This is a genomic window from Azospirillum sp. FG154 (genome assembly GCF_057809575.1).
Genome location: NZ_JBMDKF010000018.1, coordinates 107,419 through 129,405 on the forward strand (window position 1 = coordinate 107,419; position 21,987 = coordinate 129,405).

Sequence of the window (21,987 nt, forward strand, 5' to 3'; positions counted from 1 at the left end):
TGACTACGCCACGGCCATGCGGCGCGTTCCGACGACGGCGAGCGCGGTGGGGGCGACGTAATAGGGGACGTCGGCGCGCGGTTCCGGCGGTCGCTTGCGGATCACGTCGGCCAGCTTTTCCGCCATCATGATGGTCGGCGCGTTGAGGTTGCCGGTGATGATGCGCGGCATGATTGAGGCGTCGATGACGCGCAACCCCTCCATCCCATGCACCCGTCCCTGTTCGTCCACCACGGCCCTGTCGTCGGTTCCCATCCGGCAGGAGCAGGACGGGTGATAGGCCGTTTCGGCGTGATGGCGGACGAAGGCGTCGATCTCGGCGTCGGTCTGGCAATCCGCGCCGGGGCTGATTTCCCGCCCGCGATAAGGGGCGAGCGCCTGTTGCCGCATGATCGTCCGGGTGATGCTGAGTCCGGCGCGGAACTCCCGCCAATCCTGCTCCTCGGCCATGTAGTTGAACAGGATGCTGGGCGGCGCGTTCGGATCGCGCGACGCCGCCCGCACCCGCCCCTTGCTGGGGGAACGCATGGAGCCGACATGCGCCTGAAAGCCATGGGCCTTCACCGCGTTGGTCCCGTTGTAGCTGATCGCCGCCGGCAGAAAATGATACTGGAGATTGGGCCAAGCGACCTCGTCGTCGGTGCGGATGAAGCCGCCCGCCTCAAACTGGTTGCTGGCCCCGATCCCCGTGCCGCGAAACAGCCATTCCGCGCCGATGGCGGGCTGGTTCCACCATTGCAAAGCGGGGTAGAGCGACACCGGCTGTTTGCATTCATACTGGACGTACATTTCCAGATGATCTTGCAGATCGGCCCCGACCCCCGGCAGATCAAGCACCGTCGCCACGCCAAGATCGCGCAAAACCGCCGCTGGCCCCACGCCAGACCGTTGCAGGATGGCGGGGGAGGCGATGGCCCCGGCGCACAGCAGAACCTCGCGCCGGGCGTGGGCCGTCACCGGGGCGCCGGATTCCAGATAAGCGACCCCAATGGCGCGGCGACCGTCGAACAGGATGCGGTCGGTCAGCGCATGAGTGACGATGGTCAATCCGGGCCGCCCGCGCGCGCGGTCGAGATAGCCGCGCGCCGTGCTCGACCGCCGCCCTTGCGGGGTGACGGTGCGGTCCATCGGGCCGAAACCTTCCTGGCGATAGCCGTTCAGATCGTCGGTGCGCGCGTAACCCGCCTCGACCCCGGCCTCGATCATCGCCTCATAGAGCGGGTTGACGCCGGGTTTGGCGGTCGTCACCTGCACCGGGCCGTCGCCGCCGTGATAGGCGTTCGGCCCGGCGTCGCGGGTTTCCGCCTTTTTGAAATAGGGCAGGCAATCCAGATAGCTCCAGCCCTCCAACCCCGGCTGTTCGGCCCAGCCGTCGTAATCCAGCGCGTTGCCCCGGATGTAGCACATGCCGTTGATGAGCGAGGAGCCGCCCAGCCCCTTGCCGCGCCCGCATTCCATGCGGCGGTTGTTCATGTGGGGTTCGGGTTCGGTGACGTAGGCCCAATTGTAACGCCGCCCCTGCAAGGGAAAGGCGAGCGCCGCCGGCATCTGGGTGCGGAAGTCCATCCGATGGTCGCGCCCGCCCGCCTCCAGCAACAGGACGCTGACTCCGGGATCCTCGGTCAACCGGCAGGCCAGGACGTTGCCCGCCGATCCGGCGCCGATGATGATGTAATCATACTCGTGACGCGCGTTGGACATGACTCAAACCCTCTGTGAACCAGAGATTTCCAGGCGAGACGCGACGGGGCGAGACGCGACGGGGCGAGACGGAACGGACGGCGCCGGTCAGAACACGGACGCGTATGGCCCCAACTCGACCTGCACCGATTTGACGCGGGTGTAATGGTCGAGCGCTTCGACGCCGTTTTCCCGACCGACGCCGGATTCCTTGAAGCCGCCAACCGGCATTTCCGGCGGCGATTCCCCCCAGGCGTTGATCCAGCAGATCCCAGCCTCCAGCCGGTGGATGACGCGGTGGGCGCGGGCGAGGTCTTGCGTCACCAACCCGGCGGCCAAGCCGTAACGGGTGGCGTTGGCCCGCGCGATGACCTCCTCCTCCTCGTCGAAGACCAGAATCGACAGGACGGGGCCGAAGATCTCCTCCTGCACGACGCGCATGCGGTCGTGGCAATCGGTGAAAACGGTGGGGGCGACGTAAGCGCCGCGCGCGAAGGCCTCGCCATAGGGCGGACCGCCGCCCGCCAGCAGGCGCGCGCCTTCCTCCTTGCCGGTGGTGATGAAGCCCAGCACCTTGTCGCGGTGGGGGAAGCTGGCGAGCGGGCCGAAGTTGGTGTTTGGGTCCAGCGGATCGCCGATGCGGACGCGGGCGACGCGGGTCAACAGCCGCTCCTCGAAATCCTCTTTGACGCTGCGGTGGACGAACACCCGCGTGCCGTTGGTGCACACCTGACCGGAGCTGTAGAAATTCGCCATGATGGCGATGTCGGCGGCGCGGTCGAGGTCGGCGTCGGCGAAGACGATCAACGGCGACTTGCCGCCCAACTCCATCGTCACGTCCTTCAGCGAGGAACCGCCCGCCGCCGCCATCACCCGCTTGCCGGTCTCCACCCCGCCGGTGAAGGAGATTTTCTCGATGCCCGGATGGGCGCTGAGCAGCGCGCCGACCCGGCCATCGCCCTGGACGACGTTGAACACGCCGTCGGGCAGACCCGCTTCGCTGTACAGCGCGGCCAGCCGCAGGGCGGTCAGCGGCGTGATTTCGCTGGGTTTGAAGATCATGGCGTTGCCAGCGGCCAGCGCCGGGGCGGATTTCCACAAGGCGATCTGAATCGGGTAATTCCACGCCCCGATTCCGGCGACCACCCCCAGCGGCTCCCGTCGCGTGTACACGAAGGAGGAGGGGCGCAGCGGAATCTGTCGGCCTTCCAGCGCCGGGGCGAGGCCCGCGTAATATTCCAGCACGTCGGCCCCGGTGGCGACGTCCACCGCGCGCGTCTCGCTGAGCGGCTTTCCGGTGTCGAGCGTTTCCAGTTCAGCCAGTTCGTCGTTGCGCTCGCGCAGCAGGGCGACGGCCCGGCGCAGCACGCGGGCGCGCTCCATGGCGGGCAGGGCGGCCCATTGGGCTTGTCCGGCGCGCGCGCTGTTGACGGCGCGGTCCACGTCCGCGCTGGTCGCTTGCGCGACCTCGGCCAGCACCTCCCCCGTCGCCGGGTTGATGGTGGTGAAAGCGTCGCCGCCGCCCGCTTGCGTCGGTTGGCCATGGATGTAATGAGCTTGCCGCCCGAACCGCGCCCCGAACTGCGCCATGATTCCGCCTCCGCCGTTCGCTTGAGACACAGCTTAGCCGTTTTTTTTAATTGGTCGTCCAATAAAAAATAAACGCCGTCGTCCCCATTCTCCGCACTTGTCGCTTCGGGACAAGGACAAGGGCGTTCATGTTCAATCCGGGGGCGGCCTGGACGATGTTACTGTCGTGACATGCCACCCTCGGACTTCCGCTTTTGGGCTGTCCGCTGTTGGGATGAGGAGTGACGGAATGGAAACAATCGGCTTCCTGCTGGTCCCCGATTTTTCGATGATCGCCTTCACCGCGTCGGTGGAGCCGTTGCGCCTCGCCAACCACATCAGCGGGCGGACGCTGTACCGTTGGGCGTTGATTTCAAAGGACGGCGGCGGCGAGCGGGCCAGCAACGGCGTCGGCGTGCTGTGCGACCATGGGCTTGATGACGCCCCGCCGCTGCCGACGGTGGTTCTGTGCAGCGGCGTCGGCGGCCATCGGTACAATGACAAGGCGGTGTTGTCCTGGCTGCGGCGGGCGGCGGCGCGGGGAACCAATCTGGGCGCGGTGTGCACCGGCAGCCACATATTGGCGCGGGCGGGGCTGCTCGACGGCTACCGCTGCACCATCCATTGGGAAAATCTGGCGGGCATCGCCGAAACCTTCCCGGAGATCGAGGCGACGGGCGAGCTGTTCACCATCGACCGCAACCGCTTCACCTGCGCGGGCGGCACGTCGGCCACCGACATGATGCTGCACCGGATCGCCGCGACCCATGGCGAGCCGCTGGCCATCGACATCGCCGAACAGATGCTGCACGACCGCATCCGCCCCGGCAACGCCCAGCAGCATGAGGCGATCCAGCCCAATCCAGGCATGGAGTGCAAGGAGTTGCACGCCATCATCCGGTTGATGCAGGACAACATCGAAGACCCGCTGGATCTGGCGACCTTGTCGGCGATGCTGGGCCAGTCGCGGCGCAACGTGGAACGGCTGTTCCGCAAATACCTCGATTGCTCGCCCGCCCGCCATTATCTGGGGCTACGGTTGAAGCGGGCGCGTCAATTGCTGTCGCAAACCACGCTGTCGGTGATCGAGGTGGCGGTCTGCTGCGGCTTTGTCTCCGCCACCCATTTCAGCAAATGCTACCGCGATCATTTCGGCGTGCCGCCGCGCACCGATCGGCAGGGGCAGCGGGTCCGCGCGCCTGTGGGGGCGCTGCCGTTGTAGACGCTCATGCCGCACGCAAGAACGCGAGGCGGCGCCCCGCCGCGCCCACTGGGGAGGGCTTGACAGGTCAGTTCAAGCCCTTCCTGCGATAAGACGACAGAAGGATCGGCCATGGCGCAGGGAAACGGGGACGCGGTTTCAATCCAAAATGTGTGGAAACTCTATGGTGAGCCGACGGCGGAGGCCCGGCGTCTGATCGCCGCAGGGAGCGCGCGCGCGGCGGTGGCCGCGACCGGCGCGGAGATCGCCGTCGCCGATCTGTCGCTTGAGATCGCGCCGGGCGAAATCCTGGCTGTGCTGGGGCGGTTGGGGTCCGGGAAATCAACGCTGCTGCGTCTGCTGAACCGTTTGCTCGACCCCACCGCCGGATCGGTGTCGGTGGGCGGCGTGCTGTTGGGTGGGTTGACGCCGCGCGCGTTGACGGCGTTGCGCCGGGAACGGTTGGGCATGGTCTTTCCATCCGCCGCCGCCCTGCTTGCCAATCGCACGGCTTGCGGCAACGTCGAATTCGCCCTTGAGGTGATTGGCGAAGGACGGGAGCGGCGACGAGAGCGCGCGCTGGCCGCGCTGGCCCAGTTTGGCGTCGCCGATCAAGCCGCGCGCCGCTTGGGCGATCTGACCGCCGCCGACCGTTTGCGCGTGGGCTTCGCCCGCGCCTTTGTGACCACGCCCCGGTTGATTCTGATCGACGATCCGTTCGTCGCTTTGCCCGCGTTGGAGCGGTCGGAACTGGTTGACGATCTGGCGCGGGCGGCGCGCGCCCAAGGTTGCACGATGGTGCTGGCGATGCGCGACGCTGAAGACGCGATGCGCGTCGCCGACCGTATCGCGGTGCTGAAAGGTGGGACGCTGGCGGCGATTGGCGCGCCCGATGACCTGCTGGAGCGGCAGGATGAGGACGAAGTGCGCTTTTTCCTGCGTCGGATCGCCGAACAACGCGCGGTGCGGCGGCGGGCCGAACGCCTTGACGGGGTGATCCGCAGCTTTGAAGACGCGGTGACGGAGGCGTTGGGATCGGTCGGCCGGTCGGCGGGAACCCTGGACGCCACCGCCCGCACCCTGATGGGGATTTCCCGCGAAACCGGCGGACGGGTGACGGAGACCGCCGCGTCGGTCGGCCAAACCTCCGCCAGCGTCGGCGCGATGGGCGAGGCTGCTCAGCAAATGTCCAGTTCGATGGACGAAATCGGGCAGCATGTGGGCAAATCGGTGGCCATCGCCACCACCGCCGTCGCGCAGGCGCAGGAAACCGACGACACCGTGCGTGGTCTGATCGGTTCGGCGCGCAGCATCGTCGGGGTGGTCGGGATGATTAGCGCCATCGCCGCGCGCACCCGCCTTCTGGCGTTGAACGCCACCATCGAGTCGGCGCGGGCGGGCGACGCGGGCAAGGGCTTCGCCGTCGTCGCCTCGGAGGTCAAACAACTGGCGGAGCAGACCGCGCGAGCGACCGAGGAAATCGCCGTTCAGGCGGCGGACATTCAGTCCACGACCGACAACGCGATCCTGGCGATCCGCCGCATCAAGGACACCATCGCCGACATGAACGCCCTGTCCAGCGCGGTGTCCGCCGCCGTTGATCGGCAACGCGTCTCGGCTGACGACATCGGTTTGCGCATCGCCGAAGTGTCGGCGACCGCCGACGCGTTGCGCGGCGCCATCGCGCGGTTTGGCAACGGGGCGGAACGAACGGACGCCGCGACGGGGCATGTGTTGGACGCCGCCGAGGGGTTGACCGCGCTGACCGAACGGTTGCGCGACGGGGTGGCCCATTTCCTGGCGGAGATTCGCGACGGAACCGAGGAGGGCGCGCCGCCCGCCCGGTTGGTTCGTTAGATCAATCATTCGGACACTTGGTTCAGTTCTTGCGTACAATCTCCCGACGACCGGGAGGTTGGCGTCGGCTTGCGGGGCAAGCGGCCCTCTTGTTCCTGGTTGGGAAAAAGGCGACAGTTTGTCGCGGGGAACAAGGGAGAGCATGGCATGCCCGATGGCGCCTGGAACGGCTGGCAACCCAGTGACGCGCCAAAACGGCCCAAAGAGGCCGCGCTGTCCGTTGGCTTCATCCTGGCCAACCGCTTCACCCTGACCGCGCTGGCGACCTTTCTCGACGCGCTGCGGTTGGCGGCGGACGACGGCGACGGATCGCGGCAGATCCGCTGCCGCTGGACGATCATGGGATCCGGGTCGGGGACCGAGCCGGTGCGGTCAAGCTGCGGCGTGTCCATCGCCCCATGGGAATCGTTCCAGGATCCGCGCGGCTTCGATTACATCGTCGTCGTCGGCGGCTTGCTGAATCCCGGCCCGCAATTGGACGCCGAAACCATCGCCTATCTGAAGGCCACCGCCGCCGCCGGGGTGACTCTGGTTGGCGTCTGCACCGGCGGTTTCGCCCTGAGTCGGATCGGTCTGATGGCGCGGCGGCGCTGTTGCGTCAGTTGGTATCACTACAGCGATTACGTCGAAGAGTTCCCGGACGTCGAGCCGGTGGCCGACCAGCTTTACGTGGTGGACCGCGACCGCATCACCTGTTCGGGCGGCGCCGGGGTCGCCGATCTGGCGGCCTATTTGATCGAACGGCATTTGGGCCGGGCCTGCGCCCAGAAAACCATGCACATCATGCTGATCGACAAGGCCCGCCCGGCGAACCAGCCGCAGCCGCAGCCGCCCACCCACAACGAGGTGGTCAACGACCGGGTGCGCCGCGCCCTGCTGCTGATGGAGCAGCATCTCGCCGACCCGTTGACGGTCGAGGACATCGCCCGCAAGGTCAACATCAGCACCCGCCAGTTTGAACGGCTGTTCCGCTTTTCCACCGGCATGAGTCCGACCGCCTTTTACCGTGTGCTGCGCCTGCGCTACGGCCTCTGGCTGCTGCGCAACAGCGCGCGTTCCATCACCGACATCGCGGTGGAGTGCGGATTCGCCGACTGCGCCCATTTCTCCCGCCAATTCCGCGAAGGGTTCGGGGTATCCCCGTCGGCCCTGCGGCGCGGCGGCGGCGAACCGGACGGTTTGACCCTGCCCAGCGACAGCCCGGCGGCGCTGCTGCGCGCCTTCGACCTGCGCGGCGCGCCGCCGGATCGGCGGCTGTACGAGTGAGGCCAAGCGCTTGAACGTTCACGACGGCGATGTCGCGTTTGTTCAAACAGGTTGGCAGCCGCATTCTAGCGTTTCTATCCCGTTCCGCCGTCTACTGACCCTCGTGAAAAGCGCGAGGCAGGCATGTCGAATTACTCGATCGTCTCACTGATCCGAAACGCGTTCTCGCACCACGAGCATTGGGACCGCGCTTGGCGCGATCCGGCGCCGAAACCGGCCTATGACGTCGTCATCATCGGCGGCGGCGGGCATGGGCTGGCGACCGCCTATTATCTGGCCAAGGAACACGGGATCACCAACGTCGCCGTGTTGGAAAAGGGCTGGCTGGGCGGCGGCAACACGGGCCGCAACACCACCATCCTGCGGTCCAACTATCTGTGGGACGAGAGCGCCGCGCTCTACGAGAAATCCCTTCAGCTCTATGAGGGGCTGAGCCAGGATCTCAATTACAACACGATGGTCAGCCAGCGCGGCGTGCTGAACCTCGCCCACAATCTCCACGACGTGCGGGAAAGCGTGCGGCGGGTCAACGCGCTGCGCCTCAACGGCATCGACAGCGAATGGCTGACGCGTGAGCAGGTCAAGGAATTCTGCCCGGCGATCAACATTGCGCCCGACGTGCGCTATCCGATCATGGGCGGCACGCTGCAACGGCGCGGCGGCACGGCCCGTCACGACGCGGTGGCCTGGGGCTTCGCCCGCGCCGCCAGCGCGCGCGGCGTGGACATCATCCAGAATTGCGAAGTCACGGGGCTGCGCCGCGTCGGCGGCAAGGTGGTCGGGGTGGAGACCTCCCGGGGGTACATCCAGGCGGGCAAGGTCGGCGTGGTCGCCGCCGGTCATTCCAGCGTCGTCGCCGGGATGGCCGATCTGCGCCTGCCGCTGGAAAGCCATCCGCTCCAGGCGCTGGTGTCCGAACCGATCAAGCCGGTGCTGGATTGCGTGGTGATGTCGAACGCCGTTCACGTCTATGTCAGCCAGTCCGACAAGGGCGAGCTGGTCATCGGCGCCGGCATCGACGCCTACAACTCCTACGCCCAGCGCGGCAGCTTCCACGTCATCGAACATCAGATCGGCCCGTTGCTGGAGCTGTTTCCGATCTTCAGCCGCCTGCGCCTGCTGCGCCATTGGGCGGGCATCGTCGACACCTGCCCGGACGCCAGCCCGATCATCTCCAAAACCCCGGTCGAAAATCTGTTCATCAATTGCGGGTGGGGGACCGGCGGCTTCAAGGCGACGCCGGGGTCGGGGTGGGTCTTCGCCCACACCATCGCCCGCAACGAGCCGCACGCGCTGAACGCGCCTTTCTCGCTCGACCGCTTCACGTCGGGCTATCTCATCGACGAACACGGCGCCGCCGCCGTGGCGCATTAGGAGGGTTTCCGCCATGCTCCTGATCCATTGCCCCTGGTGCGGCCCGCGCGACGAGATCGAGTTCGCTTATGGCGGCGAGGCCCACCGCGTTCGTCCCGCCGATCCGTCCGCCCTGTCGGACGCCGAATGGGCCGAGTTCCTGTTCATGCGCGCGAACCCCAAGGGCGTTCATCGCGAACGCTGGGTTCACGCCCATGGCTGCCGCCGCTGGTTCAACGTGGAACGCCACACCGTGACCCACGAGATTTTGCGGGTCTATCCCCCCGGCGCTGCTGCCGAACCAGCCGTCGCCGAAGCCCAGCCGCAGGCCAGCCAGCAGGGAGTCCGCTCGTGAGCAACAGCCACCGCACCGCGTCGGGCGGCCGCATCGACCGGACCCGCAGCGTCACCTTCACCTTCAACGGCAAGAGCTATCAGGGCCATGCGGGCGACACGCTGGCCTCGGCCCTGTTGGCGAACGGCGTGCATCTGGTCGCCCGCAGCTTCAAATACCACCGCCCGCGCGGCATCCTGTCCGCCGGGTCGGAAGAGCCGTCGGCGTTGATCCAGTTGGAGCGCGGCGGCCACAGCGAACCCAACCTGCGCGCCACCCAGATCGAGCTGTATGAGGGGTTGAGCGCCGCCAGCCAGAACGCCTGGCCGAACGTGACTTTCGACGTCGGCGCGGTCAACGGCTTGCTGTCGAAGATCTTCGTCGCCGGGTTCTACTACAAGACCTTCATGCACCCGCAAAGCCTGTGGATGAAGCTGTACGAACCGTTGATCCGCCACGCCGCCGGTTTGGGCAAGGCCCCGAAGGAGCCGGACCCCGACCGTTACGACAAGATGCACGTCCATTGCGACGTGCTGGTCGTCGGCGCCGGTCCAGCCGGTCTGACGGCGGCCTTGGCGGCGGCGCGCACCGGCGCGCGGGTGATCCTGGCCGACGAGCAGAACGAGTTGGGCGGCTCCCTGCTGACCAGCGGCGAAGCGGTGGACGGTCTGCCCGCCGCGTCGTGGATCGCCAAGACCGAGGCGGAACTCGCCGCCTGCCCGGAGATCCGCATCCTGCGCCGGACCACGGCGGCGGGCTATTACGACCACAATCATCTGACCCTGGTTGAGCGGCGCATCGATCATCTGCCGCGCGGCGCCGCCCCGCATCTGTCGCGGCAACGGCTGTGGAACGTCCGGGCCAAGCGCGTCGTGTTGGCGACCGGCGGCCATGAGCGCCCGTTGGTTTTCGCCGACAACGACCGGCCCGGAATCATGCTGGCGGGCGCGGTGCGGACCTACGTCAACCGCTATGGCGTCACGCCCGGCAAGCGGGCCGTGCTGCTGACCAACAACGACAGCGCCTACGCCGCCGCGCTGGACATGAAAGCGGCGGGGATCGCGATCGCCGCCATCGTCGATGTGCGGACGGCGGTCAACGGCCCCTTGGCGGCCAAGGCGCGGGCGGCGGGAATCCCGGTGCTGGAAAACCGCGCCGTGGTGGCGACCGAGGGCGGCAAGCGCCTGACCTCCGTCGACGTCATGCCGCTGGCTCCCGACGGCGGCGGCGTGGTCGGGACGGCGCGGACCAGCATCGCCTGCGACCTGCTGGCGATGTCGGGCGGCTGGAATCCGGCGGTTCATCTCTATTCCCAATCCACCGGCAAGCTGCGTTACGACGAGGCGGCGGCCTGCTTCGTCCCGCATAAGGCGACCCAGGCCCTGCATTGCGCTGGAACCTGCAACGGAACCTTCGCGCTGCCCGATTGTCTGGCCGAGGGCGTGGCCGCTGGAACCGAGGCGGCGCGCGAGGCTGGCTTCACCGCCGACGCGCCGCTGCCTGTCCCCCGCGCCGAGGCGGACGCGGAGGAGCCGTTGCGCCCGCTGTGGGTGGTGCCCTCAACCCAACTGGTCGGGCGCGGATCGGGCAAGCATTTCGTCGATTTCCAGAACGACGTGACCGCCGCCGACGTGCTGCTCGCCTCGCGCGAGGGGTATCAGTCGGTCGAGCATCTGAAACGCTACACCACCATGGGCATGGGCACCGATCAGGGCAAGACGTCCAACGTCAACGCCCTGGCCATCCTCGCCCAGTCGCTCAGCGCGCCGATCCCGCAGGTGGGAACCACAACTTTCCGCCCGCCCTACACGCCGGTCGTCTTCGGCGCGCTGGCCGGACGCGACGTCGGCGAACTGGCCGACCCGGCGCGGGTGACGCCGATGCACCGCTGGCATGTGGAGAATGGCGCGGTTTTTGAGGATGTCGGCCAGTGGAAACGGCCCTGGTACTTCCCGCGCGCGGGCGAATCCATGCACGACGCGGTGAACCGGGAATGCCGGGCGGTGCGCAACGGCGTCGGCGTGCTCGACGCCTCGACGCTCGGCAAGATCGACATCCAGGGACCGGACGCGGCGATCCTGCTCAACCGCATGTACACCAACGCCTGGAGCAAGCTCGACGTCGGGCGCTGCCGCTACGGCGTGATGTGCAAGGAAGAGGGGATGGTGATCGACGACGGCGTGACCACGCGCCTCGGCCCCAACCATTTCCTGATGACGACCACCACCGGCAACGCCGCCAAGGTGCTGGATTGGCTGGAAGAGTATCTTCAAACGGAATGGCCGGATCTGCGGGTCCATCTGACCAGCGTCACCGAACATTGGTCAACCGCCTCCATCGCCGGACCGAAGGCGCGCGAGGTCGTGGCGGCGCTGGCCCCGGATCTGGATCTCAGCGCCGACGCCTTCCCCTTCATGGCGATGAAGGAGGCGGTCGTCGCCGGGGTTCCCGCCCGCGTCTTCCGCATCAGCTTCACCGGCGAATTGTCGTATGAGATCAACGTCCCGGCCTATCACGGCCTGCATCTGTGGACGGAAATCATGAAGGCGGGCGCGCCGCATGGGATCACGCCCTACGGCACCGAAACCATGCATGTGCTGCGCGCCGAAAAGGGCTACATCATCGTCGGTCAGGAAACCGACGGCACGGTGACGCCGCAGGATCTCGGCATGGATTGGATCGTGTCGAAGCAGAAGGCTGACTTCGTCGGCAAACGCTCCTTCACCCGCGCGGACACCAGCCGCGCCGACCGCAAGCAGTTGGTTGGCCTGTTGACCCAGGATCCGACCATGGTGTTGCCGGAAGGCGCGCAGATCACGGCGCAGGCGGGCGGAACCGTTCCCGTCCCGATGCTGGGCTATGTGACGTCGAGCTATTGGAGCGAGACGATGGGCCGTTCCATCGCGCTGGCCCTGATCGCGGGCGGATCGCGGATGATCGGACAGACGGTTCACGCGCCGTTGGCCGACAAAACAGTCGCCTGCGCTGTCACAAAGCCGGTTTTCTACGATCCCGAGGGAGTGCGACTCCATGGCTAACGCCGCTGACTTGCCGCGCGTCGGCGCGGTCGCCCGCTTCGCTTCGGCCTTCGCGGTTCCGCCTGACCGGGCGGGCGGCGCCTTGACCCTGGTGGAGATGGTCCCGCCCGGTCAGATCAACCTGCGCTGCGACGGCCACGACCCGCGCGTCGCCCGCGCCGTCGGCGGGGTGCTGCAAGGGCTGCTGCCGGTCAACGCCAACACCGTGCAGTCCGCCGCCGACGTCACGGTGTTGTGGCTTGGCCCGGACGAATGGCTGATCCTGACCGCGCCGGGGCAGGAGGGCGCCGTCATGGCCCACCTGCGCGAGGCGCTGACCGGCCTGCACGCCGCCGTCACCGACGTCACCGGCAACCGCGCCCTGCTGCGGCTGTCCGGCCCGTCGGCGCGGGAGACCTTGCAAAAGGGCTGCACGCTCGACCTGCACCCGCGCGGCTTTCGTCCGGGGCAATGCGCCCAGACGGTGCTGGCGCGTGCCGGGATCATCCTGCACCAGCGCGACGACGCCCCGACCTACGACATCCTGCCGCGCCGGTCCTTCGCCGAATATGTCTGGCTGTGGCTGTCCGACGCCATGGCCGAATACAACGGGCGGGCGATCTGCGGGTAGTGGTTTGAGCGCGGTTTGCCCCCTCCCCAGCCCTCCCCCGCGTTGCGGGAGAGGGAGCGGGCGCGGGAATCGACAAAGGTCCAGGCCCCCTCTCCCGCGTGAGCGGGGGAGGGGCGGGGAGGGGGCAAGCGAATCTCCCTTCACCACCCGATCACAACCGACGCGCAAGGACATCGCCCATGGCCGTCAGCGTCTTTGATGTGTTCAAGATCGGCATCGGCCCGTCCAGCTCCCACACGGTGGGACCGATGAAGGCCGCCGCCGCCTTCGTCGCCGGTCTGGCGGAGCGCGCCGACCCGGACGCCGTCCAACGCGTGGCGGCGGAACTGTACGGCTCGCTGGCGCTGACCGGCGTCGGCCACGCCACCGACAGCGCCGTTCTGCTGGGGCTGCTGGGGGAATGGCCGGACACGGTCGATCCCGAACGGATCCCCGCCTTGGTCGAAGCGGTGCGCCGCGACCGGCGGCTGCGGTTGGGCGGTGGGCCGGACATCGCGTTCGAGCCGGAACGCGACCTGCTGCTGCACCGGGGGGAGAGTCTGCCCGGTCACCCCAACGGCCTGCGGTTGACCGCGTTCGACGCGGCGGGGCGGACGCTCGACACCCGCGTGTATTACTCCATCGGCGGCGGCTTCGTCGTGACGGAGGAGGAGTTGCACCGCAACGAACCCTCGCCCGACGCGCCGACGGTCCCCTATGATTTCGGTTCCGCCGACGAGATGCTGGCGATGGCGCGCGACAGCGGGCGCAGCATCGCCGCGCTGGTCCGCGACAACGAACGGGCGTGGCGGTCGGACGAGGAGATCGACGCCGGTCTGCGGAACATCTGGAGCGCGATGAAGGGCTGCGTGGCGCGCGGCATCGCCCAGGACGGCGTGCTGCCCGGCGGGTTGAAGGTGCGTCGCCGCGCCGCCGCGCTTTATCGCGACGCCTGCGGCAAGGCGGAATCGGCGCTGCGCGATCCGATGGCGGTGATGGATTGGATCAGCGTCTACGCCATCGCCGTGAATGAGGAGAACGCCGCCGGGGGCCGGGTGGTGACGGCGCCGACCAACGGCGCGGCGGGCATCGTTCCGGCGGTGCTGCATTATTACGACCGCTTTTGCCACAACGCCAGCGAACGGGGTCTCTTCGATTTCCTGCTGACCGCGACCGCCATCGCCACGCTCTACAAGAAAAACGCCTCAATCTCCGGCGCCGAAGTTGGGTGTCAGGGGGAGGTCGGGGTGGCCTGTTCGATGGCGGCGGGCGGCTTGGCCGCCGCGCTGGGCGGAACCCCCGCCCAGATCGAGAACGCCGCCGAAATCGGCATGGAGCACAATCTGGGCCTGACCTGCGATCCCATCGGCGGGCTGGTCCAAATCCCGTGCATCGAACGCAACGCCATTGGCGCCGTGAAGGCGATCAACGCCGCCCGGCTGGCGTTGAACAGCGACGGCCTGCACCACGTCTCGCTCGACAAGGTCATCCGCACCATGCGGGAGACCGGGGCGGACATGCAGACGAAATACAAAGAAACCTCGCTTGGCGGGCTTGCGGTCAACATCGTCGAATGCTGACCGCCGGGGCTGGCCGGACGACGGCCGCCCGATCCTCGCCGCCGACCAACACGAACAGGGAATCGCCATGACCAGCATCATCGCCGCCGCTCCCCCGTCCTTGACCTTCGGCGCGCCCGGCGCCGCGCTGCGCCGCGCCGATGAGGCGGTGTGGGCCGCCATTGGCCGCGAGCTTGGACGGCAACAGGACCAGATCGAGCTGATCGCGTCCGAAAACATCGTCTCCACCGCCGTGCTGGAGGCGCAAGGCTCCGTTCTCACCAACAAATACGCCGAGGGCTATCCCGGCAAACGCTATTACGGCGGCTGCGAGCATGTCGATTCGGTCGAGGCGCTGGCCATCGAACGGATTTGCCAACTCTACGGCTGCGGCTTCGCCAACGTGCAGCCGCATTCCGGGGCGCAGGCCAACCAGGCGGTGTTTCTGGCCCTGCTGAAGCCGGGCGACACCATCCTTGGCATGTCGTTGGCGGCGGGCGGGCATCTGACGCACGGCGCGCCGCCCAACCTGTCCGGCAAATGGTTCAACGCCATCCCCTACGGCGTGCGGCGCGACGACGGCTTGATCGACATCGAGGAGGTCGAACGGCTGGCGCGCGAGCACAAGCCAAAGCTGATCGTCGCCGGTGGATCGGCCTACCCGCGCGTCATCGACTTCGCGCGCTTCCGCGCCATCGCCGACGAGGTCGGGGCCTATCTGATGGTGGACATGGCCCATGTCGCCGGGCTGGTGGCGGGCGGCGTCTACCCCTCCCCCCTGCCGCACGCCCATGTGGTGACGACGACGACCCACAAGACCCTGCGCGGCCCGCGCGGCGGCGTGGTGCTGACCAACGACGAGGTCATCGCCAAAAAGATCAATTCAGCGGTTTTCCCCGGTCTTCAGGGCGGTCCGTTGATGCATGTGATCGCCGCCAAGGCGGTGGCCTTTGGTGAGGCGCTGGACCCGGCGTTCAAGGATTACGCCCGCGCCGTTCTGGACAACGCCCGCGCCCTGTCCTCGGCCCTTCTGGCGGGCGGATTCGACATCGTGTCGGGCGGCACCGACAGTCACATCGTGCTGTTGGATCTGCGCCCGAAGAATCTGACTGGCAAGGCGGCGGAAGCCAGCCTGGAGCATGCCGGAATGACCTGCAACAAGAACGGCGTGCCGTTCGACCCGCAAAAGCCGACCATCACGTCCGGCGTCCGGCTGGGCAGCCCGGCGGCGACCACGCGCGGCTTCGGCGTGGCGGAGTTCGAGCAGATCGGCCACTGGATCACCGAAGTGCTCGACGGGCTGGCCGCCAGCAACACCGGCGACAACAGCGCGGTGGAGGCGGCGGTGCGCCGCAAGGTGGGGGCGCTGTGCGAGCGGTTTCCCATTTACCGGACGGCGGCGGAAGCGGCGCTCGTCTGACCACGCGCGAATGGGACGGACTGTCGCAATCATGCGGTGATCTGTCGCAGGTGAACAGGTTTTCTTGACGATCCGGTGACATCCTTTCTTCCATCGCCATTGAGAAGCGAGCCGCCATGCCGTCGCCCGCCGAAACTCTTCTCAAGCCGCTGACGATCAAGCATTTGACCCTGCGCAACCGGGTCATGAGCACCAGCCACGCGCCGGGATACGGCGCCGACGGCAAGCCCAAGGAACGCTACCAGCTTTACCACGAGGAAAAGGCCAAGGGGGGCATCGCCCTGACGATGTTCGGCGGCTCTTCCTCGGTGGCGGTGGACAGTCCTGCGGCGCCGTGGAATCAGATCTCGGTCGCCGACGACAGCGTGATCCCGTTCTTTCGGGAGTTCTCCGACCGGGTGCACCGTCACGGCGCGGCGCTGATGATCCAATTGACCCATATGGGGCGGCGGACGCGCTGGGACACGGAGAATTGGTTGCCCACCGTGTCGGCCTCGGCCCGGCGGGAACCGGCGCACCGCAACACGCCCAAAGAGATGGAGGATTGGGATTTCAAGCGGATCATCGCCGGATTCGCGGCGGCGGCCCGGCGTTGCAAAGAGGGCGGGCTTGACGGGTTCGAGCTGTCCGCCGCGCACGGCCATTTGATCGACCAGTTTTGGAGTCCCTCGGTCAACCGTCGCGCCGACAAATACGGCGGCAGCCTGGAAAACCGCATGCGCTTCGGCATTGAAGTGTTCGAAGCGATCCGGGCGGAGGTCGGCGACGATTACATCGTCGGCATCCGCATGTCGGGCGACGAGTTGATCGACGACGGTCTGACCAACGAGGATTGCGTCGCCATCGCCCGGACCTACGCCGAACGCGGGCTGATTGATTTCGTCAATGTGCTGGGCGGGCAGGCGCGCGACCACATGGCGCACGCGATTTCGCTGCCCAACATGGCCTTTCCGGTCGCGCCCTTTTTGCATTTGCCGAGCAGCATCAAGCGCGAGGTCGGCATTCCGGTGTTCCACGCCCAGCGCGTGACCGATCTGGCCACCGCCGCCCGCGCGGTGGAGGAGGGGCATGTGGACATGGTCGCCATGACCCGCGCCCACATCGCCGACCCGCATCTGACGCGCAAGCTGGCCGAAGGGCGGTTGGACGACGTCCGGCAATGCGTCGGCGCCGGTTATTGCATCGACCGCATTTACGCTGGCGGCGACGCCCTGTGCATCCAGAACGCGGCGACCGGGCGCGAAGCGACCATGCCGCACGTCATCGCCAAGGCCCCGGCGCGCCGCCGCGTGCTGGTGGTCGGGGCGGGTCCGGCGGGGCTGGAGGCGGCGCGGGTTTGCGCCGAGCGTGGCCATTCCGTTCTGTTGCTGGAACGGGCGGCGGCGTCCGGCGGGCAAATCGCCGTCGCCGCGAAAGCGACGTGGCGGGAGGCGCTGACCGGCGTCACCCGTTGGTTGACCCAGCAGGCGGCGAAGCTGGGTGTCGAGATCCGCTATGGCGTGGAGGCCACCGCCGCCCTGGTTGAGGCGGAGCGGCCTGACGTGGTGATTCTGGCGACCGGCGGGCGTCCCGACCGGGGCGATTTTCCCGGATCGGATTTGGCTGTCACCACCTGGGACGTGCTGACCGGCGCGGTGGAGCCGACGGGCAGCGTGCTGATGTATGACGGGACCGGCCTGCATCATGGCGCGTCCTGCGCCGAATTCATGGCCACGCGCGGCGCGCTGGTCGAGATCGCCACCCCCGACCGCATGATCGCGGAGGAGGTCGGCACGACCAACCAGCCGATTCATCTGCGCGAGCTGTACCGGCTGGGCGTGATGATGACCACCAACCACACGCTGGTGGAGATCTACCCGGAGGGCAACCGCCGCGTCGCCGTCCTGCGCAACGACTACACCCACGAGGAGGAGGAGCGGCTGGTCGATCAGATCGTCGTCGAGTTGGGGACTCTGCCGAACGATGGGCTGTATCGCGACCTGAAGGAACAATCCGCCAACCGGGGCGAAACCGACCTGGATCGTCTGCTGTCCGGGCGTCCGCAACCCGTGCCGGAACAGGGCTTCGCGCTGTACCGCATCGGCGACGCGGTGGCCGGGCGCAACATCCACGCCGCCATCTACGACGCCGCGCGTCTCTGCAAGGATCTGTGAGATGGTCGCGGCGGCGCTGTCCACGGTCACGCTGACGGTTCTGCTGGTTGGGCTGGCGCTGGCGCTGGTCCAGGCGCGGCGTTGGCGCGCCGGGCGGGCGGCGGCGGTCGATCTGTGGGCGGGGCTGGCGGCCTTGCCGGGGCGCTATCTGGTGGACGTTCACGCCGTGGTCGGGCGCACGCCCTTCAACGCGCGCTTTCACGCCCTGAGCGCGGGCGGCTTTCTCGCGGCGCTCGCCCTGTTGGTTGTGTTGGCGCTGCCGCCTTTGCGGCATCCGGCGCTGTGGGGGCTGTTGGCGCTCGCCCTGGCGGCGATGCTGGCGGGCGGGTTGATGGTCGGCTATCGGCGCCGGGTGTTGCGCCCGGCGGGTTTGTCAGGCGGGCGCTTCAACCGGCTGCCGTTGGCGTTGGTCGGCTTCGCGACGGCCTTTCTGCTGGTGGCGGCGGACCAGAGCGCGGGCGGAATCCTGCCGGTTCCGGTCGGGCTGGCGCTGGTGGCGCTGGGCGGTTGGGGCTTGGCGGAGTTGGTGTTCGGGGTGTGGAAGGGGCCGCTAAAGCACGCCGTCCATGGCGCGCTGCATCTGGTCGCCCACCCACGCCCGGCGCGGTTCCACGATGGGGCGGGGCGCGACAGCGGCTTGCGCCCGTTGAATTTGGCCCCGCTGGATTTGGTGGCGGACGCCGCGCCGTTGGGGGCCGGGCGCGCGGTGGATTTCGCCTGGAACCGGCTGTTGGGCTTTGACGCCTGCGTTCAGTGCGGGCGTTGCGAAACCGCCTGTCCGGCCTTCGCCGCCGGGCTGCCGCTGAACCCGAAAAAGCTGATTCAGGATCTCGTCGCGTCGCTGGACGAGGGCGGCGACGACCGCGCCTATACCGGGAGCCGCCATCCCGGTCGCCCGGTTGGGGCGGCGACCAGCGGCCCGTCGCGGTCGCTGGTCGGGCCGCAGGCGATGATCCACCCGGACACGCTGTGGGCCTGCACCACCTGCCGGGCCTGCGTGCAGGAATGCCCGATGATGATCGAGCATGTGGACGCGGTGGTCGATCTGCGCCGTTTCCAAACGCTGGAGCTGGGCGCGACCCCGGCCAAGGCGGCGGGCGTGCTGGAGGAGTTGCGGGCGACCGACAATCCGGGCGGGCGGTCGCTGGACCGTCGGCTCGATTGGGCGGTTGATTTGCGTTTGCCGGTGCTGGCCGCCGGGGGGGCGTGCGACGTTCTGCTGTGGCTGGGCGACGGGGCCTATGATCTGCGCAACCAGCGCTCCTTGCGGGCGTTGGTCCTGCTGCTGCGCCGGGCGGGCGTCGATTTCGCCGTGTTGGGGGCGGCGGAGCTGGATTGCGGCGACGTCGCCCGCCGTCTGGGCGACGAGGCGACCTTTCAGGATCTGGCCCGGCGCAACGTCGTCCTGCTGAACAGCCGACGCTTCGCGCGAATCGTCACCGCCGATCCGCACGCTTTCCACACTCTGCGCAACGAATACCCAGATTTCGGCGGGCGTTGGACCGTGCTGCACCACACCGCCTTTTTGTTGGAGTTGCTGCGGAGCGGCGCGCTGACGGTGACGGCGCCGCTGGCCCAGGCGGTCGCCTATCACGATCCCTGTTATCTGGGCCGCTACAACGGCGAAACCGACGCGCCGCGCGCTCTGCTCGACGCCATCGGGGCGCGGCGGCGGGAGATGGAGCGGTCCGGCCTGCGTTCCCGCTGTTGCGGCGGGGGCGGGGGGGCGCCCTTGACCGATGTGGCGGGGGAGCGGCGGATTCCCGACATGCGGATGGACGACGCGCGGGCCAGCGGCGCGCCCATTCTGGCGGTCGCCTGTCCGACCTGCGCGCTGATGTTGGAAGGGGTGGTGGAGCCGCGCCCGGCGGTCGCCGACATCGCCGAACTGGTTCTGGCGGCGACGGAGCCGACCCGATGACCGCCCGCCGCCGCGATCCGCGCGCCGAACGGGCGGCGCGAACCGTGCAAACAGAACCCCGGCGACGGCTGGTCCTCGATCCCAACGCCATCGTGGCGGCGTCGGGCGGACGGCCCCGGCGCGATCCACGCGCGCGGCGCGCCGACGCCATGGTGCAAACCGCGCCCCGCCTGCGTCTGGATTGGACCGGCAAAGGGGTGGGAGCCGCCGTTCATTCAGCGCCGCCGGGACGGGGGCAGCGGGCCGCGCCCGCCGCGCCACCCCTGCGGGTGATCGAAAACCCGGCCTGCCTGATCGTCGCGGCGCTCGACCGGCCCGACGGGGCGTTGTCGGCGCATGACCGTCAAGTTCTGGCGGCGGCGCGTCTGTTGGCCGACGGGGTCGATGGCGCGGTCGTCGCGGCGGCGCCGGACGGCGCGGATGATTGGGGCGCTCTGGGCGCCGACCGGGTGATTCCGCTGCCCGCCGCCTGGGCCGTCGAGTACGCGCCGGAACGCCGCGCCGCCGCTTTGGTCGCCGCCATCGCCCAATGGTCCCCGCGCCATGTCCTGTTTCCCGAAAGTCCGGAGGGCGGCGACCTTGCCCGCCGCGTCGCCGCCGCTTGCGGGGAGCGTCTGTTCGCCGGTGTGGAAAGCCTGTCGGCCACGCGGGTCGCGCGCCGCGCCGGGGGCGGGGCGACCGAGCTTTCCTGCGCGCCGCCTCGTTTTCTGTCCATCGCCGCCGACGCGGTGGCTCCGCTGGGGGCCGTCCGGCATGAGGCGCGACGGCTCGACCCGCCGGAGACGTCGCCGGGCGCGCCGAAGCTGCGCGACGCCCGGCGGCTGCCGGTCGATCCTGACGGGGTGGGGTTGGGCGAGGCGGATTTCATCCTCAGCGCGGGGAACGGCGTCACCGACTGGGCCGTGTTCGCCGATCTGGGGCGGGCGCTGGGCGCGACCCGCGCGGGCAGCCGCGTGGTGTGCGACGCCGGGCATCTGCCGCGCGACCGGCAGGTTGGGGCGTCGGGAACCGTGGTGTCGGCGCGCTGTTATCTGGCCTTCGGCATCGCCGGAGCGCCCCAGCATCTTCAGGGCGTCGGCGGGGTGGAGCGCGTCGTCGCCGTCAACACGGATCTGCACGCGGCGATGATAAAGCGTGCCGATCTGGCGATCATCGCCGACGCGCAGGCGGTCATGCCCGCGCTGCTGCGCTTGGCGCGGGAGGGCGGCCATGGTTGACGTCGCCATCCTTGTGTCCGTGGGGCGGCATCCGGCGTCGGGCCGGGCGCGGCGCGCGCCGTCGGACGCCCGCGCGCTGGAGTTGGCCTTCGGCCTGCCGCCGGGGCGGCGCGACGCGCTGCACGCCGGGGATCCGGCCAACCCGGCCCTGCGCGACTATTTGGGCATGGGGTTGGAGCGCTTGACCGTGCTCGCCATGTTGGAGGGCCGCGACCCCGTCGACGCGCTGGCCGCCCGCCTGCGCGGCCTGTCGCCCGGAATCATTCTGACCGGCAACCGGGCGGAAGGGGGCGAGGACAGCGGCATGCTGCCCTACGCCGTCGCCCAGGCGCTGGGCCTCGCCATCGTGCCGGACGTCGTCGCCATCGCGCTGGACGCGGACGGTCGCGCGGCGGAGGTGGTTCAGGCGCTGGCCCGTGGGCAGCGGCGCGCGCTGCGGGTGGCGCTTCCCTTTGTCGCGACGGTTCATCCGACGGCGCCCGCCGCCCGCCCATCGGCCTTCGGCCCGGCCCGGCGCGGTCGGATTGAGGTCGTCCCGGTTGACGCGCCGCCCGACGCGTTTCTGACCGCCTGCGCCGCGCGCCCGTGGCGCGACCGGCCCAAGCGCCTGAACGTCGGCGCGGCGGGCGGTGGAACGGGGGGCGCGCTGGACCGATTGCGCGCGGCGACGGAAGCGAAAGCCGGGCAGGGCCGCGTGCTGGTCGGACCGTCCCCCGACGAGGCGGCGCGCGCCATTTGGGATTATCTCCAGGAACAGGGAATGCAGCCGCGATGACGATCGACGACCGACCACGCCAGGCCCCCGTCTTCGCCGCTTCCGCACGGACGGG

15 protein-coding genes are annotated in these 21,987 nt (G+C 68.7%); 13 read left to right on the forward strand and 2 right to left on the reverse strand.

What is annotated here, in order from left to right; translation table 11 throughout:
* Positions 1-3 precede the first annotated feature (3 nt).
* A complete protein-coding gene (gene betA / locus ACODS4_RS19705) occupies positions 4-1,701 on the reverse strand; it encodes a choline dehydrogenase (RefSeq protein ID WP_488866663.1) in 1,698 nt (565 codons plus the stop codon).
* 87 nt (positions 1,702-1,788) lie between these two features.
* Entirely contained in the window at positions 1,789-3,270 is a 1,482-nt protein-coding gene (betB, locus tag ACODS4_RS19710; RefSeq protein ID WP_488866665.1) for a betaine-aldehyde dehydrogenase, read from the reverse strand.
* Positions 3,271-3,499: 229 nt separating this feature from the next.
* Between betB and ACODS4_RS19715 the strand changes: the two genes are divergently transcribed.
* The 13 genes from ACODS4_RS19715 to ACODS4_RS19775 all read left to right on the forward strand — a co-directional run bounded on the left by ACODS4_RS19715 (position 3,500) and on the right by ACODS4_RS19775 (position 21,932).
* Positions 3,500-4,471 carry a GlxA family transcriptional regulator gene (locus tag ACODS4_RS19715; RefSeq protein WP_488866667.1) on the forward strand — a complete coding sequence of 324 codons (972 nt, stop codon included), beginning with the start codon at positions 3,500-3,502 and terminating at the stop codon, positions 4,469-4,471.
* Between the two features lie 111 nt (positions 4,472-4,582).
* Positions 4,583-6,307 (forward strand): methyl-accepting chemotaxis protein, encoded by a 1,725-nt coding sequence (locus ACODS4_RS19720; protein ID WP_488866669.1) that lies wholly within the window; start codon positions 4,583-4,585, stop codon positions 6,305-6,307.
* Positions 6,308-6,454: 147 nt separating this feature from the next.
* Positions 6,455-7,573 (forward strand): GlxA family transcriptional regulator, encoded by a 1,119-nt coding sequence (locus tag ACODS4_RS19725; protein WP_488866671.1) that lies wholly within the window; start codon positions 6,455-6,457, stop codon positions 7,571-7,573.
* Positions 7,574-7,696: 123 nt separating this feature from the next.
* Complete coding sequence (locus ACODS4_RS19730) at positions 7,697-8,947, forward strand: sarcosine oxidase subunit beta family protein (protein ID WP_488866673.1); 1,251 nt, start codon at positions 7,697-7,699, stop codon at positions 8,945-8,947.
* Between the two features lie 13 nt (positions 8,948-8,960).
* Positions 8,961-9,281, forward strand: a complete 321-nt coding sequence (locus tag ACODS4_RS19735; protein ID WP_488866675.1) for a sarcosine oxidase subunit delta — start codon at positions 8,961-8,963, stop codon at positions 9,279-9,281.
* Positions 9,278-12,298, forward strand: a complete 3,021-nt coding sequence (locus tag ACODS4_RS19740; RefSeq protein ID WP_488866677.1) for a sarcosine oxidase subunit alpha — start codon at positions 9,278-9,280, stop codon at positions 12,296-12,298. Before ACODS4_RS19735 ends, ACODS4_RS19740 begins: the two co-directional genes overlap by 4 nt.
* Positions 12,291-12,908, forward strand: coding sequence for a sarcosine oxidase subunit gamma (locus tag ACODS4_RS19745; RefSeq protein ID WP_488866679.1), 618 nt, complete (start codon positions 12,291-12,293; stop codon positions 12,906-12,908). Before ACODS4_RS19740 ends, ACODS4_RS19745 begins: the two co-directional genes overlap by 8 nt.
* Positions 12,909-13,087: 179 nt before the next feature.
* Positions 13,088-14,467, forward strand: coding sequence for an L-serine ammonia-lyase (locus tag ACODS4_RS19750; protein WP_488866681.1), 1,380 nt, complete (start codon positions 13,088-13,090; stop codon positions 14,465-14,467).
* Positions 14,468-14,546: 79 nt separating this feature from the next.
* Positions 14,547-15,866: a serine hydroxymethyltransferase gene (gene glyA, locus ACODS4_RS19755; RefSeq protein WP_488866701.1), complete on the forward strand. Its 1,320-nt coding sequence runs from the start codon at positions 14,547-14,549 to the stop codon at positions 15,864-15,866.
* A 116-nt stretch (positions 15,867-15,982) separates the two neighbouring features.
* A complete protein-coding gene (locus ACODS4_RS19760) occupies positions 15,983-18,019 on the forward strand; it encodes an oxidoreductase (RefSeq protein ID WP_488866683.1) in 2,037 nt (678 codons plus the stop codon).
* 1 nt (position 18,020) lies between these two features.
* Positions 18,021-19,940, forward strand: coding sequence for a DUF3483 domain-containing protein (locus ACODS4_RS19765; protein ID WP_488866685.1), 1,920 nt, complete (start codon positions 18,021-18,023; stop codon positions 19,938-19,940).
* Positions 19,937-21,157: an electron transfer flavoprotein subunit alpha/FixB family protein gene (locus ACODS4_RS19770; protein WP_488866687.1), complete on the forward strand. Its 1,221-nt coding sequence runs from the start codon at positions 19,937-19,939 to the stop codon at positions 21,155-21,157. The genes ACODS4_RS19765 and ACODS4_RS19770 overlap by 4 nt, the downstream gene beginning before the upstream one ends.
* A complete protein-coding gene (locus ACODS4_RS19775) occupies positions 21,150-21,932 on the forward strand; it encodes an electron transfer flavoprotein subunit beta (RefSeq protein ID WP_488866689.1) in 783 nt (260 codons plus the stop codon). The genes ACODS4_RS19770 and ACODS4_RS19775 overlap by 8 nt, the downstream gene beginning before the upstream one ends.
* The last annotated feature ends 55 nt before the right edge of the window (positions 21,933-21,987 follow it).

Coding starts and splice junctions, on each gene's coding strand:
- ACODS4_RS19735 (WP_488866675.1), top strand. CDS start 8,961: ATGCTCCTGATCCATTGCCCCTGGTGCGGCCCGCGCGACGAGATCGAG.
- betB (WP_488866665.1), bottom strand. CDS start 3,270: ATGGCGCAGTTCGGGGCGCGGTTCGGGCGGCAAGCTCATTACATCCAT.
- ACODS4_RS19720 (WP_488866669.1), top strand. CDS start 4,583: ATGGCGCAGGGAAACGGGGACGCGGTTTCAATCCAAAATGTGTGGAAA.
- ACODS4_RS19745 (WP_488866679.1), top strand. CDS start 12,291: ATGGCTAACGCCGCTGACTTGCCGCGCGTCGGCGCGGTCGCCCGCTTC.
- betA (WP_488866663.1), bottom strand. CDS start 1,701: ATGTCCAACGCGCGTCACGAGTATGATTACATCATCATCGGCGCCGGA.
- ACODS4_RS19770 (WP_488866687.1), top strand. CDS start 19,937: ATGACCGCCCGCCGCCGCGATCCGCGCGCCGAACGGGCGGCGCGAACC.
- ACODS4_RS19775 (WP_488866689.1), top strand. CDS start 21,150: ATGGTTGACGTCGCCATCCTTGTGTCCGTGGGGCGGCATCCGGCGTCG.
- ACODS4_RS19760 (WP_488866683.1), top strand. CDS start 15,983: ATGCCGTCGCCCGCCGAAACTCTTCTCAAGCCGCTGACGATCAAGCAT.
- ACODS4_RS19765 (WP_488866685.1), top strand. CDS start 18,021: ATGGTCGCGGCGGCGCTGTCCACGGTCACGCTGACGGTTCTGCTGGTT.
- ACODS4_RS19715 (WP_488866667.1), top strand. CDS start 3,500: ATGGAAACAATCGGCTTCCTGCTGGTCCCCGATTTTTCGATGATCGCC.
- ACODS4_RS19730 (WP_488866673.1), top strand. CDS start 7,697: ATGTCGAATTACTCGATCGTCTCACTGATCCGAAACGCGTTCTCGCAC.
- ACODS4_RS19750 (WP_488866681.1), top strand. CDS start 13,088: ATGGCCGTCAGCGTCTTTGATGTGTTCAAGATCGGCATCGGCCCGTCC.
- ACODS4_RS19725 (WP_488866671.1), top strand. CDS start 6,455: ATGCCCGATGGCGCCTGGAACGGCTGGCAACCCAGTGACGCGCCAAAA.